The organism is Bacillus sp. FSL L8-0099, from assembly GCF_038006385.1.
GTDB lineage: Bacteria > Bacillota > Bacilli > Bacillales > Bacillaceae_G > Bacillus_A > Bacillus_A toyonensis.
In genome coordinates this window covers 3,692,737-3,708,194 of record NZ_JBBOVC010000001.1, presented here as the reverse complement: position 1 = coordinate 3,708,194, position 15,458 = coordinate 3,692,737, and the positions used below count along the sequence as shown (strand labels likewise).

The 15,458-nt window shown below is 33.1% G+C and carries 15 protein-coding genes; 10 read left to right on the top strand and 5 right to left on the bottom strand.

Annotated elements, in window-relative coordinates:
- Positions 1–287 precede the first annotated feature (287 nt).
- The 4 genes from MHH42_RS18660 (at position 288) to MHH42_RS18645 (ending at position 3,637) form a co-directional block, all read left to right on the top strand.
- Positions 288–1,274, top strand: a complete 987-nt coding sequence (locus tag MHH42_RS18660) for a UDP-N-acetylglucosamine 4,6-dehydratase family protein (RefSeq protein ID WP_016108964.1) — start codon at positions 288–290, stop codon at positions 1,272–1,274.
- A complete protein-coding gene (locus MHH42_RS18655; protein WP_016108963.1) occupies positions 1,271–2,182 on the top strand; it encodes an NAD-dependent epimerase/dehydratase family protein in 912 nt (303 codons plus the stop codon). Before MHH42_RS18660 ends, MHH42_RS18655 begins: the two co-directional genes overlap by 4 nt.
- Positions 2,179–2,505: a DUF6572 domain-containing protein gene (locus MHH42_RS18650; protein ID WP_097854958.1), complete on the top strand. Its 327-nt coding sequence runs from the start codon at positions 2,179–2,181 to the stop codon at positions 2,503–2,505. Before MHH42_RS18655 ends, MHH42_RS18650 begins: the two co-directional genes overlap by 4 nt.
- Positions 2,506–2,572: 67 nt before the next feature.
- Positions 2,573–3,637, top strand: a complete 1,065-nt coding sequence (locus tag MHH42_RS18645) for an undecaprenyldiphospho-muramoylpentapeptide beta-N-acetylglucosaminyltransferase (RefSeq protein ID WP_016108961.1) — start codon at positions 2,573–2,575, stop codon at positions 3,635–3,637.
- Between the two features lie 104 nt (positions 3,638–3,741).
- Here MHH42_RS18645 and MHH42_RS18640 read toward each other — a convergent pair whose 3' ends face one another.
- Positions 3,742–6,462: a GGDEF domain-containing phosphodiesterase gene (locus MHH42_RS18640; RefSeq protein WP_016108960.1), complete on the bottom strand. Its 2,721-nt coding sequence runs from the start codon at positions 6,460–6,462 to the stop codon at positions 3,742–3,744.
- Between the two features lie 435 nt (positions 6,463–6,897).
- On the opposite strand from MHH42_RS18640, the gene MHH42_RS18635 reads away from it, so the two are divergent.
- From MHH42_RS18635 to MHH42_RS18625, 3 genes are all read left to right on the top strand, one after another.
- Positions 6,898–7,701, top strand: coding sequence for an alpha/beta fold hydrolase (locus MHH42_RS18635; RefSeq protein ID WP_016108959.1), 804 nt, complete (start codon positions 6,898–6,900; stop codon positions 7,699–7,701).
- Positions 7,702–7,809: 108 nt separating this feature from the next.
- Positions 7,810–8,385 carry a histidine phosphatase family protein gene (locus MHH42_RS18630; RefSeq protein ID WP_098226448.1) on the top strand — a complete coding sequence of 192 codons (576 nt, stop codon included), beginning with the start codon at positions 7,810–7,812 and terminating at the stop codon, positions 8,383–8,385.
- A gap of 325 nt (positions 8,386–8,710) precedes the next feature.
- Positions 8,711–9,028: a hypothetical protein gene (locus tag MHH42_RS18625; RefSeq protein ID WP_016108957.1), complete on the top strand. Its 318-nt coding sequence runs from the start codon at positions 8,711–8,713 to the stop codon at positions 9,026–9,028.
- Between the two features lie 119 nt (positions 9,029–9,147).
- Here MHH42_RS18625 and MHH42_RS18620 read toward each other — a convergent pair whose 3' ends face one another.
- Entirely contained in the window at positions 9,148–9,792 is a 645-nt protein-coding gene (locus tag MHH42_RS18620; protein ID WP_340893792.1) for a YczE/YyaS/YitT family protein, read from the bottom strand.
- 196 nt (positions 9,793–9,988) lie between these two features.
- Between MHH42_RS18620 and pepT the strand changes: the two genes are divergently transcribed.
- Positions 9,989–11,221, top strand: a complete 1,233-nt coding sequence (pepT, locus tag MHH42_RS18615; RefSeq protein ID WP_097854955.1) for a peptidase T — start codon at positions 9,989–9,991, stop codon at positions 11,219–11,221.
- Positions 11,222–11,260: 39 nt separating this feature from the next.
- Here pepT and MHH42_RS18610 read toward each other — a convergent pair whose 3' ends face one another.
- The 3 genes from MHH42_RS18610 to MHH42_RS18600 are packed head-to-tail and all read right to left on the bottom strand — an operon-like array spanning position 11,261 to position 13,276.
- Entirely contained in the window at positions 11,261–12,172 is a 912-nt protein-coding gene (locus tag MHH42_RS18610) for a DNA-3-methyladenine glycosylase 2 (protein ID WP_016108955.1), read from the bottom strand.
- The gene (locus tag MHH42_RS18605; protein WP_001089819.1) at positions 12,169–12,699 is read right to left on the bottom strand and encodes a methylated-DNA--[protein]-cysteine S-methyltransferase; all 531 of its coding nucleotides are present in this window, start codon (positions 12,697–12,699) and stop codon (positions 12,169–12,171) included. Before MHH42_RS18605 ends, MHH42_RS18610 begins: the two co-directional genes overlap by 4 nt.
- On the bottom strand, positions 12,680–13,276 hold the full coding sequence (locus MHH42_RS18600) for a bifunctional transcriptional activator/DNA repair enzyme AdaA (protein ID WP_000551292.1): 597 nt from the start codon (positions 13,274–13,276) through the stop codon (positions 12,680–12,682). The genes MHH42_RS18605 and MHH42_RS18600 overlap by 20 nt, the downstream gene beginning before the upstream one ends.
- A 154-nt stretch (positions 13,277–13,430) precedes the next feature.
- On the opposite strand from MHH42_RS18600, the gene MHH42_RS18595 reads away from it, so the two are divergent.
- Both MHH42_RS18595 and MHH42_RS18590 read left to right on the top strand, forming a co-directional pair.
- Complete coding sequence (locus MHH42_RS18595) at positions 13,431–14,189, top strand: exodeoxyribonuclease III (RefSeq protein WP_000767610.1); 759 nt, start codon at positions 13,431–13,433, stop codon at positions 14,187–14,189.
- Between the two features lie 303 nt (positions 14,190–14,492).
- The gene (locus tag MHH42_RS18590; protein ID WP_001035500.1) at positions 14,493–15,458 is read left to right on the top strand and encodes an iron-hydroxamate ABC transporter substrate-binding protein; all 966 of its coding nucleotides are present in this window, start codon (positions 14,493–14,495) and stop codon (positions 15,456–15,458) included.

Below are 15,458 nucleotides of genomic sequence, written 5' to 3'. Positions count from 1 at the left end.
GGGATGAACCCCCCCCCACTAAATAAAGTTTCACTTTATTTTATTACAAGTATAAGAAATAAATGAGCGGTGTTTTTTACAAGGAATTTATTTATCATGCAAATAGTATAAAAAATCTTACCGTTATGAAGCGAAAAGAAAAACAGAAACTATGCTTAATAGTTTCTGTTTTTTTATTTTGTCAATTTAATGTAACAAATGACAATTATGATTTGAATCAATTGAAAATAATTCAATAGCTTTTAATAAATACAATTTTTATGAAATGTACAGCAGGAGGAAAAGAAATGCTTAATAAAATAATTTTAATTACTGGTGGTACAGGTTCGTGGGGACATGAACTTATAAAACAATTATTAGAAAAATCACCGAAAGAAATTAGAATTTTTTCAAGGAATGAAACGGTTCAGTTTGAAATGCAGCAACAGTTTATAAATGAAACTAGATTAAAATTTATCATTGGAGATATTCGTGATAAAGACCAACTCGTTTATGCTTGCCAAGATGTACATTATGTATTCCATCTTGCAGCATTAAAACATGTTCCAGTATGTGAGTATTATCCTTATGAAGCTATAAAAACAAATATACATGGTACGCAAAATGTAATTGAAGCATCTATCCAGATGCAAGTTGAGAAAGTTATATATGTTTCAACAGATAAAGCAGCGGATCCATCAAATACGTATGGGATGACAAAAGCAATTGGTGAAAAATTAATGGTTCATGCGAATGTGCAAACGAAGAAAACAAAATTCATTTGTGTTCGTGGAGGAAATGTTTTAGGGACGAGCGGAAGTGTAGTGCCGCTTTTTAAAAAGCAAATTAAGAAGTCTTCACAAATAGGAATTACCGATGTAAATATGACTAGGTTTTTCTTAACGATTGAAGATGCTGTTCGGTTGTTATTTAAAGCAGCATTTGACGGAAGAGGAGGGGAGATCTTTGTCATGAAAATGCCGGCATGTAAAATCACAGATTTAGCAAAGGTGTTGATCGAAGATTCGAAAAAAGAAAACGTGAAGATAAAAGAAGTAGGGATAAGGCCAGGTGAAAAATTAAGTGAAATGCTTTTATCTGAAGTAGAGAGTAAAACAAGTATAAGTTTTGATCAAAATTATTTTGTGGTACTACCGACTATTCCTATAGAGGGACTTCAAGAATATTATGCTAGTTATCCGCTTGTGGATGTGAAGAGTTTTAGTTCTCAACAAGACTTACTTGCAAAAGATGAGGTGAAACAAATGCTATTAAAAGGAGGATTTCTACGATGAAAAAAAATGCAAGCCTTTTAATAACTGGTGCAAATGGTTTCACAGGTCGACATGCTTGCCAATATTTTTTAGAGCAGGGCTTTCATGTAATTCCTATGTTTCAAAACCGTCCACATAGAGAAAACATCGGAAATAGTATTACTTGTGATTTAACTAATAAGAGCGAAGTAATGAAGGTAATGAAACAAATAAAACCAGACTATGTATTGCATTTAGCAGGAAGAAATTCAGTTATAGAATCTTGGACAGCTTCTCTTGAATACATGGAGGTTAATGTAATAGGGACTTTGTATTTATTAGAAGCGATTAAGCAGGAAGCTTCGCATTGTAAAACATTAGTTATAGGATCTGCATTGCAAGCAGATAGTATGAATAACATAAAAGTTTCAAATCCATATAGTTTAAGTAAAACGATGCAAGTCATTATTGCAGAGGCTTGGGGCGGATTAATGGATTCAAATATTATCATTGCAAAGCCCTCAAACTTAATTGGTCCAGGAGAATCGAATGGCATTTGTTCGATTCTCGCAAAAAAAATGATAGATATAGAATCGGATAGAAGTAAAGCGATTATTGAAGTAAACAGTTTGAAAGATAGTAGGGATTTTCTAGATGTACGTGATGCGGTTAAAGCGTATCATGTGTTATTACGTAATGGTATAAATGGGAAACAATATAATATTGGATCAGGAGTGAGACGATCTTTATTAGATGTACTAGAACAATATAAAAGATTAACACAGCTCCATTTTACTATAAAAGAAACAGAGAATAGTGGAAGCAGCTCAAATGAGAGCTTAGTAATAGAGGATATAAAAAAGTTAGGTTGGATCCCAGAAATTCAATTTCATCAATCATTAAAAGATGTACTTGAATATGCGAAGTGCAGTGACATCTGCATGCAATGAAAAATAAAAAAGGGTGTAAGAAGTATATGAATGTGAATGGTTATGAAGCAATAAATAATCAAAATACACTATTTCTTTCGATTGTCGATACGCTGGATTGGAAAGATGAAGAAGCGCATGTTTTGCACATCTATGAGGCGATAAATAAATGTCGAGCATACGTGGAAAAGGTTAATCGGAAAAATCCAGCAGTAGAGACGGGAATTAGGCCTGTAATCCAAGTCTTTACTCAGTGTGAATGTAGTGAGTATGGAAATGATTTTTATGAACTTATCAAAGATCTTTTGCAAGATATAGGATTTGAGTTAAATATTTACAAATAGTAAGTTTACTTACATGTAATAGGTTGATATAAAGCAAGATTTTTAATGATAAAGGTGGATATAAGTTATGAATAAAAAGATTCTCTTTACTGGGGGCGGTACAGCAGGACACGTTATGATTAATATGGTATTGATTCCTAAATTTATGGAAAAAGGATGGAGAGTTGAGTATATTGGATCTCAAAATGGAATTGAAAAGTTATTAGTTCAAAATGTTAAGTACAATAGTATTTCAACGGGGAAACTTCGGAGATATTGGGATTGGGAGAACTTTAAAGATCCTTTTAAAATTATAAAAGGCTGCTTACAAAGTTATAAATTAATTAAGAAAGTGAAGCCAGACGTTATCTTTTCGGCAGGAGGATTTGTTTCAGTTCCTGTAGTTATAGGGGCATGGTTAAATCATGTACCAATCGTAATACGTGAGCCAGACAGTACGTTAGGGTTAGCAAATAAAATAGCATTGCCTTTTGCTACAAAACTATGCACAACATTTCCTCATACAGGGGAGAGTGTAAGTAACGAGAAAAAAGTTTATGTAGGACCAATTGTAAGGGAAGAAATTGAGAGAGGTAACGTATTACGAGGAAGAAGTTATTGTGAATTTCAGCAAGATAAGCCAGTATTGTTAATTATGGGTGGGAGTCAAGGTGCTAAGTGGATAAATGATATGGTAAGGAAAAGTTTAGATACATTATTATTAAGTTTTAATATTGTTCATATGTGTGGTAAAGGAAAGGTGGATTCATCTATTGGCATGGAAGGTTATATGCAATTTGAATATATAGGGGAAGAATTGCCGCATATATTGAATATGGCAAGTGTTGTCGTTTCCAGAGCGGGTTCTACTGCTATTTCTGAATTGTTATTTTTGAAGAAACCGATGTTGCTTATCCCGTTAACTAACGGTTCCAGTAGAGGGGATCAAGTTTTAAATGCTGACTATTTTTCTAGGCAAGGGTATGCGGAAGTTTTACTTCAAGACAGAGCAAGTAATAGTACATTTACACATGCAGTAAACCGGCTATATGCAAATAAGGAGAGATATGTTCAAAACATGAATGGATATAAGAAAACAAATGATGAGGGGATTCATCATTTAATAGATTTAATAAATGAAGTGGTGAAATAATAGAAAGTTAAATAGAAAAACAAAAGGAAAAAAGGTATCTTCTTTCCTTTTGTTTTTCAAATTCATTATTATGTAGCCTATTATATTCTGTATAGAGCTATATACTATAGACGAATACCGTTTTTTAACAGCTTAGTAAATGCATTAGAATAAATAGGTTTACTGTAATAGTAACCTTGAATAAACTGACATTTATTTTTTTGAAGGAAATTCACGTGTTCTTTCGTTTCTACACCTTCAGCGATAACCGACATCTCTAATGTATGTGCTAATGTGATGATTGTTTTAATGATTTCCATTCCATCTTCACACGTTTCAGACATTGTCATAAATTCCCTCGGGATTTTTAAAGTATCGATTGGATATAAAGGTAAGTAAGCAAGCGAAGAATAGCCTGTACCAAAGTCGTCGATTGAAATGTGAATTCCTAAATTTTTTAGTGTACGTAGTTTTATTAATGTTTCTCTTTCATCCATCATTGCAATTCGTTCTGTTAATTCAAGATCGAGAGAACTTGCTGGTAAGCCTGTAGTTGCTAAAGTAGATGAAATAGACTTTACAAAATCTTCTTGTTCAAATTCTTTAGCAGATAAATTTACTCCTATTTTTAAATGAGAATACCCGAGTGCATGCCAACGTTTCATTTGCTCACAAGCTTGTTGTAATGTCCATTTTCCTATTGGAATAATTTGTAGTGTTTCTTCAGCAATAGGAATAAATTCGTATGGAGAAATAACACCTAATTCGGGATGGTTCCATCTGATCAAAGCTTCAGCACCGATAATTTTGTTAGATTCACTGTCAACTTGAGGTTGATATAAAAGGAATAATTCTTCATTTTGAAGTGCGTTTGGTAAATCTTTCTCTAATCGTAATCGTCTTTCGATTTTTTTAGCGATTACATCGTCATAAATAGAGACTGAATTAAGCTCTTTTTCTTTCGCATCATACATTGCGACATTAGCGTTTTTCAAAAGTGTAGAGGCATCGATTCCAGAATGTGGATAAATAGCGATACCAATACTAAGTGATACATTTAATTTTTGTTCATGTATGACAAATGGTTTTTTCATACTTTCAAATAATTCGTTACATAACTGAAATAAGGAATCATGGTCAGTATAGTTTTCAATTAAGATTGTAAATTCATCGCCACCGATTCTTGATACATAAGTATGTGATGGAAGACATGATTGGAATCGCTGTGCCACTTCTTCTAATATGTAATCACCTGACGAATGCCCAAGTGTATCGTTAATTGCTTTAAAGCGGTCTAAATCTAAATATAATAATGCAAACTCACTATTTATTGTTTGAGCATTCTTTATAACTTTTCTTAATTTCTTATGGAAATAGGCTCGATTCCCAATTTTCGTTACAGTATCGTGGAATGCTAAATATTTTATTTCTTCTTGTTGTTTTTTTTGTGCGGTAATATCCTTTACCATAATATAGCTTCCTGAAATTTGTCCATCTATCATAATAGGGACGATGGTAACGTATAAAAAATAAATAAAACCATCTTTATATTGAGAACTAAGTTGTAAGGATGCCGATTTTTGTTGTTTAACTTTTTCTAATGCAGTTAACAGTTTGTGTTTATCTTCATCTAAAATGATCGAGAAACATGTCTCACCGAGTAACTCGTTTGTTGGTGCTCCGAGTAGGACGCTTCCTGCCTTATTTACATTTAAGAATACTCCATTTAAATCAATTGTAAAAATGGGGTCAGGATGATATTCATATAATGATTCGAATTTTTGCTGTTTCTGAGATAGAGCCTCTGACTTATGGACTAAATCAGAAGTCCTTAAAGTAACTTTATCTTCTAGTTGAGCATTAAATGCTTGTAGACGTTTTGTTAGAGTAGCATTTTGCATACCCACAATAGAATGTCGAATAAGTACAAAAACAAAAGCGATACAATTTCCTGTAATGAGAGTGGAAGATGATGTTTGTTCTTTTAACGTAAACCCGATTAGTATTGCGACGGCCAGATAGGGAAATACGACTAAAATCTTTTTCCCTAATCTAGGGTGTACAGTAAAATAATTTTTATTGTTATTATAATCGTCTGAAATGGAAGCAGCTATTGCGATAAGTAATATAGGTACTCTATATAAAAGACGTAATAGCGTTATAGTATCATTTGCTAAATAGCTATATAGGTAGAAATAAATATAGTTAAAAGTTGCAGAACTTATTAATACAAAAATAAAAATATAAATTTTCCGTTTGGAATTAAAAACAGTTGGACGGAAAAAGAGACTAACACTTAGTAGAAGAAATAATAGGTCTGCAATTGGATATAGAAAGGAAAGAAAAATATCTCCCAGTGAAAGGGAAAATATATTTAAATCTGGCTGATTAAATAAATACCATTCTAATGTGAATACGGAAATGAGTACTATGCATAGATCACAAATAAAGAATGCCTTTTCCCATTTGTTGCATTCTTTTAAGATTTTATAGCAGAAAGCGATAAGGCAGAAGAATAGAAAAAACATGTAAAATACATCAGAAACAGTAAAACGATATATTGGAATCTCAAAAAAGTTATCTTGATACGTATATACTATTTTTCCTAATAAAAAACTACCAATTGCTATTGTGATACATATCCAAAAAGGATTTGAACTAACCTTTTTAGAATATATAGAGTAAATTAGTGATACAAATGTAATGGCTTCAATGATGAGTGAAGCGAAGCGTACATTGAAATTTGAAAAATGAGTAGGGAACAGAAAGAAAAACATAAAATAGATTGAATAGCATACTAACGTTGTAATTAATATGCATAGTTGTAAATTTTTATTTAATTTCAATAAAATCACCTTCTTTAATTATGCACTATATTCGTAATATCTATACATAATAATATTACTTAAGGATTGTATCAGATTTCCATATAAAAAGCATGCTAATAAGAAAAGAATTGAAGAGTGTAATACTTCTTAAAATTGAAAAAGTATTGCGTTCAATAATTTTTAGTTTATAAGGAATATAGATAGAATTTGTATATTTAGTCATCCTTTAGATTTTAAAGGTTTTTTAGTGATTTGCAAGCAGAGATGCAACATTACATATAAAATGACAAGGGACTTCCTTCTAGGTTATAAAACGAAAGGGAAGACTTGCTGTTTTATAATCTGAAAATTTATAATTGAAAATCAGTTCTAGAAAGTAATAAGATAAGAAGGTATGATTTTGTGGGTTTGATAGTGTTGCCATTAAAACTATAAAAAGAGGGTGAACTTTTAATGTTATGTCGAATTAAAGATGTAGAAATATACTACGAAATTGTTGGAGAGGGGAAACCAGTCCTTATTATACATGGCTGTGCCCCTGATCATAGGTTAATGCAAAGATGTATGGAATCAGTATTTCAGAAATATGAAGGATATCAAAAAATTTATATTGATTTACCTGGCATGGGAAAATCGAATGTTCCAGATTGGATAAATAGTTCAGACCATATATTAGAAGTACTTATTGCATTTATTGAGGAGATTATTTCTACTGAAAAATTCTTATTGGTAGGAGAATCGTACGGAGGGTATTTGGCTAGAGGGATACTCTCAAAGATGTCTGAGAAGGTGAATGGATTATTGTTAGTATGTCCTGTTGTTGTAGCACAACCAAAAGAAAGACTTTTACCGGATAAACAGGTGCTTGTACGAGACGAGGAGTTTTTAAATACGCTCACTTCTATCGAAAGAGAAGAATTTTGCGATTTGGCAGTGGTAGCAAATGAATATACATATACACGATTCAAAGAAGAAATTAAGCCAGGATTAGATGTTGCTAATTATGAATTTATTGAAAGGTTGCAAAAGAATTACCCTCTTACTATAGATTTTCACCGTAAGAAATATGAGAAACCCGTTCTTTTATTAGCTGGAAGACAAGATATAACGGTAGGGTATCAAGATATTATAGGAATGATTGAAAATTATCCAAGAGCGACATTAGCTGTGTTAGACACGGCAGGACATAATTTGCAAATTGAACAGCCTGAACTATTTGAGAGTTTAGTAGGAGAGTGGATTAGAAGAACAACTTAGCAAAGTGTATAAAGTATATTAAAGGGGAATAAATTAATATTGCGATTACGCCTAAGTTTTTGGATGGGACAGATTAACGTGATGTATAAACAATCTTAAGGAGGAATTATGAGTACATTTATTTACATGGTTAGACATGGTGAATCACTTAAAATAGAGGGGAATGAAAGAACACGTGGATTATCTGAGAAAGGAAATTTAGATACTCATAGAGTAACTGAGATATTAAAAACAGAGGGAATTGATACTTTCATTTCAAGTCCGTATAAGAGAGCTATGTTAACGATAGAAGAGGCAGCTAATTTCTATGAAAAAGAAATAGTAGTATATGAAAATCTTAAAGAGTGTCGATTTGCAAGTGAGGATCAGATTATATTAGACAAAGAGGTGTATCCACTTGTAAAGAAGATGTTCTCTAATCCGGACTTTGCACGAACGGAAGGAGAGTCATATGCGGATTGTCAGAGAAGAGTAGTGAAAGTATTAAAAGAAATCTTAATCGATTTTCAAGGGCGCAAAATTGTAATTGGTACACATGGGCTTGCCATGACATTGATGATGAACTATTTTGATAAGCAATATGGGCTTGAATTTTTAATGAATACAGCAAAACCGGATATATATAAGATGGAATTTAAAGAAGAACAATTAATGAACGTAGAGAGATTATGGAAAGCGGAATAAAATTGGTTGCATGGATTTTGCTGTAAAAGTTACTTTTATAGCAAAATCTTTTTTATTTGAATAGAAAGCATCTTTATCAACTATTTTTAGAATGTTACATCAATAAGTAATTATTCAGTATTTGAATAAATTATGGGAAAATTGGTTTAAGGAAACCATTTTAAATATGACAAAACTCCAAACATTGGATTTATATTCAATAGAAGAAAAAGATGTAGAATTTTGTCTTGTTGTACGTGTTTACTTTTTATTCCGTTACATATAGGCTTTGTGGTGTAAGGGGGAGACATCGCCTTTGCGCTACATTTAGAAGGAGGTCATTGTGATGAAAAAGATGAGAAAATTTGCGGGAGTAGCTTTAGCGGGGACAATTGGATTAAGTGGACTACTTTTTTTAGAACCAAGTATAAGTGCTGCAGAAACATCGCAAGTGCAAGAGGAGAATTTTAATGCGATTCATGTAAAGATGAATCAAAGTGAGCAGTATTTATTGAGTGGTAGAAGTATTGATGTTCTTTCGGGAGATAAAGAAGCAATTCAGTTAAATAAATACACAATTAGTTTTAGTAAACCTGGCGAGTATGTGATTAGGGTAAATGGTTGTGTTTATGACGATATCTATACTTTTACTGTGAGTGAGTAGTATATACTCTTATATTGTGAGATAAAAAAAGAAACACCCTATTTGCGGTGAGAATCGTAAATAGGGTGAATTATTTGTTAGAAAGTTAATGAAAAGAGCAATAGGTATTTAGTTGTGTTTTATATATTTTCATTAATTTGCTCTTTATTTTTGTTATGTAAAGTGTGTAAAAGTGTTTGAAATACTGTAAATGATTGCTGAAAGATTGGACTTTGAATAAAAGTGTATAGAAACGTTACGATGAAAACAGGACCTCCTAGCATATATCCAATAACTAATACAACGCATTCTACTATGATTCTAGCACGGCTAATAGACAGTCCCGTTTTGTCGGAAATAGTAAGCATGAATCCATCGCGAGGTCCAGCACCAATTCCAGCCGCAACATACATACCTCCCCCAATACCTGTGATTGCAAAACCGGAAAATAAGATGAGTAAGTTTATCCATAAATAATGAGTAGCGTTTGGAAGGATATTTGATTGTAAGAAAAAGTCCATAATAGGACCGATAAGCAGTGCATTTAAAAATGTGCCTACGTTTATATATTTTCGATCTACTAGTAAAGAAATGAGAACGAGACATAATCCACATATGACACTCCACGTACCAATGGTCCATCCAAATCTTTGGTAGAGGGCCATATTTAAAACTTCCCAAGGATGCAAACCGAGAAATTTAACTTTGACTGCAAGAGCGTTTCCAAGGCCAAAGAAAATTAATCCTAAGAAAAAAAGAAAATAGCGAAAGAGAGTTAGCCTCATCTTTAAAACCTCCCATATTTTATAATTATGTATGTTACCTGTTACGGTTTTAATGTACAAATATTATGCCTTTTTAGCATTCGTTTAAAATTGTTAACAATGTAAATGAAATATACATCTTCACAGTCAAAACAGTTAAAATATTTCGTTTTAAGGATTATAATGGAGAGAGAAACAGAAAAGGGAGTGAACGAACTTGAAACAAGAACTTATTGAAAGATTTACGAGATATGTAAAAATTGATACCCAATCAAATGAAGAAAGCCATACAGTGCCAACAACACCTGGACAAATTGAATTTGGTAAATTATTAGTTGAAGAGTTAAAAGAAATTGGGTTAACAGAAGTAACGATGGATGACAATGGTTATGTAATGGCAACACTTCCCGCTAATACGGACAAGGATGTGCCTGTAATCGGATTTTTAGCCCATTTAGATACGGCAACAGACTTTACGGGGAAAAACGTAAAACCACAAATTCATGAAAATTTTGATGGTCATGCAATTACGTTAAATGAAGAGCTAAATGTTGTTTTAACACCAGAGCAGTTCCCGGAATTACCATCATATAAAGGACATACGATTATTACAACTGATGGTACAACACTTCTAGGTGCAGATGATAAAGCTGGTCTTACAGAAATTATGGTTGCAATGAACCATTTAATACATAATCCGCAAATTAAGCATGGGAAAATAAGAGTAGCATTTACACCGGATGAAGAAATTGGTCGTGGGCCAGCGCATTTTGATGTAGAAACGTTTGGTGCATCATTCGCTTACACGATGGATGGAGGTCCATTAGGTGGTTTAGAGTATGAAAGTTTTAATGCTGCAGGTGCTAAGTTAACGTTTAACGGAACGAATACACATCCTGGAACAGCGAAAAATAAAATGCGTAACGCAACGAAACTTGCTATGGAGTTTAACGGGCATTTACCAGTAGAAGAGGCGCCAGAATATACAGAAGGCTATGAAGGGTTCTATCATTTACTTTCTTTAAATGGTGATGTTGAGCAAAGTAAAGCGTATTACATTATTCGAGATTTTGATCGTGAAAATTTTGAGACACGTAAAAATAACGTTGAAAATATTGTGAAGCAAATGCAAGAGAAGTATGGGCAAAATGCGGTCGTTTTAGAAATGAATGATCAATATTATAACATGCTTGAAAAAATTGAACCGGTAAGAGAAATTGTTGATATTGCATATGAAGCGATGAAAAGTTTAAATATCGAACCGAACATTCACCCGATTCGCGGTGGAACAGATGGATCACAATTATCATATATGGGATTACCGACGCCAAATATTTTCACTGGTGGTGAAAACTACCACGGTAAATTTGAGTATGTTTCGGTAGATACTATGGAAAAAGCTGTTCAAGTTATTGTAGAAATCGCAAGACGATTTGAAGAACAAGCTTAGACAAGAACCAAGTAGTACGAATGTGCTACTTGGTTCTTTTTAATATAGCACGCGCCACAAATAAAAAGTTGCATAAGATTCCCAATTTGTCCAGTTTGCCGCAAAGTCTTTTATTTCATTTTTAGTCGGTTTATTTTCGGAACATGTAATAAATTTAATTGCATTATGCAGACCAACATCATCAATTGGAAAGGCTGAAGGGAAGCGTAAACAGCGCATTAAAACATAGTGGGCAGTCCACGGTCCTATACCATGGATAGCGGTTAATTGTTTTTCAGCAATTTTTACATCTTGTGTTTGTAGTAACGATTCTTTTGATAGTTTCCCTTCTGTAATAAGCCTCGCAATACCGATTAAATATTCACATTTTCTAGTCGTCATTTTAAATTTTTTAAGATCCTCTACATGTAAATTTGCAATTGTTTCAGGTGATGGGAATATCCTATGTTTTCTATCGTTCCATTTTACGTAACTTCCAAATTGTTCAACTAATCTTCTTTTTAGCGTATAAGCATATGCGAGGTTAATTTGTTGACCGATAATTCCCCAGGAAAGTGCTTCAAATAAATCTGGAATACCTAATGTGCGAAGCCCATAATAATCTTGAATAGGGCCTTGAAGGAGTGGGTCATGTTTAGCTAATGTATAAAAAGGAGCTAAATCGGTAGTGAAATCAAACCACTCTATTACGTAGTTAGCTACAGCATCACATACCCATTTTTCAGAGTTATAGGATTCTCCTAAAAAACGTATTTGAATATTTCCGTCAGTATTTATACTAATTTCAACTAAAGGGTTTACATGTTCAACAGGAATGACTTTATAAATTTTGTTATCTTCAATGTGAAACATACATTCATTGTTAGAACGTGATAGATAGCGTAAGTTTTCTTGGAAATTAAATTCTTTTGGAGCTGCTAAAGTCAATGCGTTATTATATTCTGCTGTCATATGAATTCCACCTGTAATTTTTCTAATGTGAGCAATTCTTTTTTCATTTCTAATCCGCCTCTAAAACCAGTTAGTTTTCCATCTTTTCCTATAACGCGATGGCAAGGAATCGTAATGAGAAGAGGGTTGGCGGCAATAGCAGAAGCAACGGCACGCACAGCTGTAGGTTTTTGAATTCTTTCTGCAATTTCTGAATAAGAATAGGTCTTCCCGTAAGGAATTTCACGTACCGTATTCCAAACGGATAATTGAAAAGCAGTTCCGTAAGCATCGATAGGGAAAGTAAAAGTTTCACGCTTGTTTTCTAAATACTCGATAATTTCTTTCGTATATGTTTGCATGTAATCTGGATTGCAAGTCAATATATGTTGGGGCTTTTTTTTTCTAGCCCATATATTTAGTTCTTCAAAGTTTGCGTCTTGTGATCCAATAAAACAAATTCCATTTTCAGTTGCCGCAATATGAAAGCACCAATTTTTATGTGTAAGTAGCGTCCAATATATAGATTTATTTTTGTAGGAATTCATTATTGTCTCCCTCTTTCATTACGTTCTTTTTTCGATATTCAGTAGGAGTAAATCCAGTTTTCGTTTTAAATAAAGTTGCGAAATACTCTTGGTTTTCTATCCCGACAGCAGTACTAATTTCCTTAACGGATTGCTTTGTATGTGAAAGATATTCCGTCGCTTTCACAATCCTGAATTGCTGTATATATTCCATTGGGCTAATTCCTGTTATTCTTTTGAAAGTGCGTTGTAAATGAAAGGGACTACCGTGGCACATTTCCGCCAGTATGTCGAGAGTTAATGCTTCGTCAAAATGCTTTGCAATATACTCTTTAATTTGTACTACCCACTCTTCATTTGGTAAAGTGATCCCATTTGGTTTACAACGTTTGCACGGACGAAAATTTTCATGCAATGCTTGTTCTGCATGAAGAAAAATTCGTACATTGTTTTGATTCGGTATTCTTGATTTACACGATGGTCGGCAAAAGATACCAGTTGATTTCACAGCATAAAAGAATTTGTTGTCATAGGAAGAATCATTATGAATAATTGCTTGCCAATACTCACTTGTTAACGTAAATCCTTCATTGTGCAAAGAACATCACCTCTGAAATTAGTATAACCTGAATAAAGTGCGTATGTACGTATTCAAAAATGTAAGAGCAAGATTACAAAGATGAAAATATGATTGTTTTTCTATTTTGTGATAGCATGAACTTTGAAAGTGAACAGCAAGAGGAGGATTATAAGTGAAGTTAATTTCATGGAATGTAAATGGTTTACGTGCAGTTATCGCAAAAGGTGGATTTTTAGAATACCTTGAGGAATCTAATGCAGATATATTTTGTCTACAAGAAATTAAATTACAGAGTGGACAAATTGATTTAAATCCAGAGGGATATTATACATATTGGAATTATGCTGTGAAAAAAGGCTATTCAGGAACGGCAATTTTTACGAAAAAAGAACCGCTTTCTGTTACGTACGGTTTAGGCATTGAAGAGCATGATCAAGAAGGAAGAGTCATTACTTTAGAATTCGAAGATTTTTACATGATAACGTTATACACGCCAAACTCAAAACGAGGATTAGAGCGTTTAGATTACAGAATGGAATGGGAAGATGATTTCAGGACTTATATAAAGCAATTAGATGAAAAGAAACCAGTTGTTTTCTGTGGAGATTTAAATGTTGCTCATAAAGAAATAGATTTAAAAAATCCAAAAAGTAACCGTAAAAACCCTGGATTTTCTGATGAGGAAAGGGAGAAGTTTACACGTATTTTAGAAGAAGGATTTGTTGATACGTATCGTCACCTTTATCCTAATCAGGAAGGCGCATACTCTTGGTGGTCCTATCGTATGGGAGCAAGAGCGAAAAATATCGGATGGCGTTTAGATTATTTTGTTGTCTCTGAAAGAATAAAAGGGCAAATAACAGATGCGAAAATTAACAGTGAAATAATGGGATCAGACCATTGCCCAGTTGAATTACATATAAATTTCTAAAAAAAGAAGTATCTCGCTAATAATAGGCGGATACTTCTTTTTAATTCAGTTTGTTAAAATTTTTCAAATCATTCTTGAAATAATTGCATATTAAATATATACTTAGTAACGATAATCATTATCAGTGAAAAGGGTTATCAATGGATGAAGTGTGAAAGAATTATAGTTTAGGGGAAGTGAACGAGAATGAGTTCCGGATAAAATTATTAATCTAATGAATTATATGCATGGAACAAGTTTCATGTAGTTAAGTTTTTATATAAAAATAATCTATTTACAGGTTTCGAGAGGAGATATATAAAGATGAACAAGAAGTTATTTACGTTAGGGATGGTTACAGTTTTAAGTGTAGGGTTAGCGGCATGTAATAGTGCGGATAAAACTTCAGGGGAGCAAAAGCAACAGACAAAAGCTACGGAAACGAAAAAAGACGAAAAGCGAAAAATTACATATTTAGGTAAAGAATATACAGTGCCAGCAAAAGTAGATAAAATTGCGACAGCTAGTTTAGAGTCAATGGAAGATGCGGCCGTACTTGGAATTAAACCAGTTGGTGCGATTACTGTAGGTGGTAAATTACCAAAGTATCTTGAAAAAGATTTAGAGGGTGCAAAATCTGTTGGTGAGAAAATGCAACCGAATTTTGAAACATTACTTCAATTAAAACCAGATGTTATTACATCAAGTACGAAATTCCCAGCAGAAACAGCTGAAAAGTTTACAAAAGTAGCTCCGACGTTCCCGGTATCACACGTTTCAACAAATTGGGAGGATAACTTAAAGTTAATGGGAGAATTAACTGGTAAAAAAGATAAAGCAGAAAAGATTATTAAAGATTACAATGCGGACGCTGAAAAAGCAAAAGCAAAACTAGGAGATAAGTTAAAAGACAAAAAAGTACTTGTCGTTAGACTAAGAGCAAACGAATTATTCCTATATCCTGAAGGTGTATACTTTAACCCTGTCATTTATAAAGATCTTGGACTAACTGCTCCAGAACAATTGAAAACTGTAAAAGCACAAGAGAAAATTTCATTTGAAAAACTTGCTGAACTTAACCCGGATTATATTTTCTTACAATACGAGGCAAGTGAAAATAAAAACCCGAAAGTACTAGAAGAAATTGAAAGCAATCCAATTTGGCAAAGTATGAATGCTGCGAAAGAAAAGAAAGTATTTGTAAACGTTGTGGATCCAATGGCACAAGGTGGTACAGCTTGGAGTAAAACAGCATTCTTAAAAGAAGCAGTGAAAAATTTATCTAAATAA

Excerpts from the sequence above, each read along its gene's own strand:
- MHH42_RS18660 (WP_016108964.1), top strand. The coding sequence starts at position 288 with ATGCTTAATAAAATAATTTTAATTACTGGTGGTACAGGTTCGTGGGGA.
- MHH42_RS18655 (WP_016108963.1), top strand. The coding sequence starts at position 1,271 with ATGAAAAAAAATGCAAGCCTTTTAATAACTGGTGCAAATGGTTTCACA.
- MHH42_RS18650 (WP_097854958.1), top strand. The coding sequence starts at position 2,179 with ATGAAAAATAAAAAAGGGTGTAAGAAGTATATGAATGTGAATGGTTAT.
- MHH42_RS18645 (WP_016108961.1), top strand. The coding sequence starts at position 2,573 with ATGAATAAAAAGATTCTCTTTACTGGGGGCGGTACAGCAGGACACGTT.
- MHH42_RS18635 (WP_016108959.1), top strand. The coding sequence starts at position 6,898 with ATGTTATGTCGAATTAAAGATGTAGAAATATACTACGAAATTGTTGGA.
- MHH42_RS18630 (WP_098226448.1), top strand. The coding sequence starts at position 7,810 with ATGAGTACATTTATTTACATGGTTAGACATGGTGAATCACTTAAAATA.
- MHH42_RS18625 (WP_016108957.1), top strand. The coding sequence starts at position 8,711 with ATGAAAAAGATGAGAAAATTTGCGGGAGTAGCTTTAGCGGGGACAATT.
- MHH42_RS18620 (WP_340893792.1), bottom strand. The coding sequence starts at position 9,792 with ATGAGGCTAACTCTCTTTCGCTATTTTCTTTTTTTCTTAGGATTAATT.
- MHH42_RS18610 (WP_016108955.1), bottom strand. The coding sequence starts at position 12,172 with ATGACAGCAGAATATAATAACGCATTGACTTTAGCAGCTCCAAAAGAA.
- MHH42_RS18605 (WP_001089819.1), bottom strand. The coding sequence starts at position 12,699 with ATGAATTCCTACAAAAATAAATCTATATATTGGACGCTACTTACACAT.
- MHH42_RS18590 (WP_001035500.1), top strand. The coding sequence starts at position 14,493 with ATGAACAAGAAGTTATTTACGTTAGGGATGGTTACAGTTTTAAGTGTA.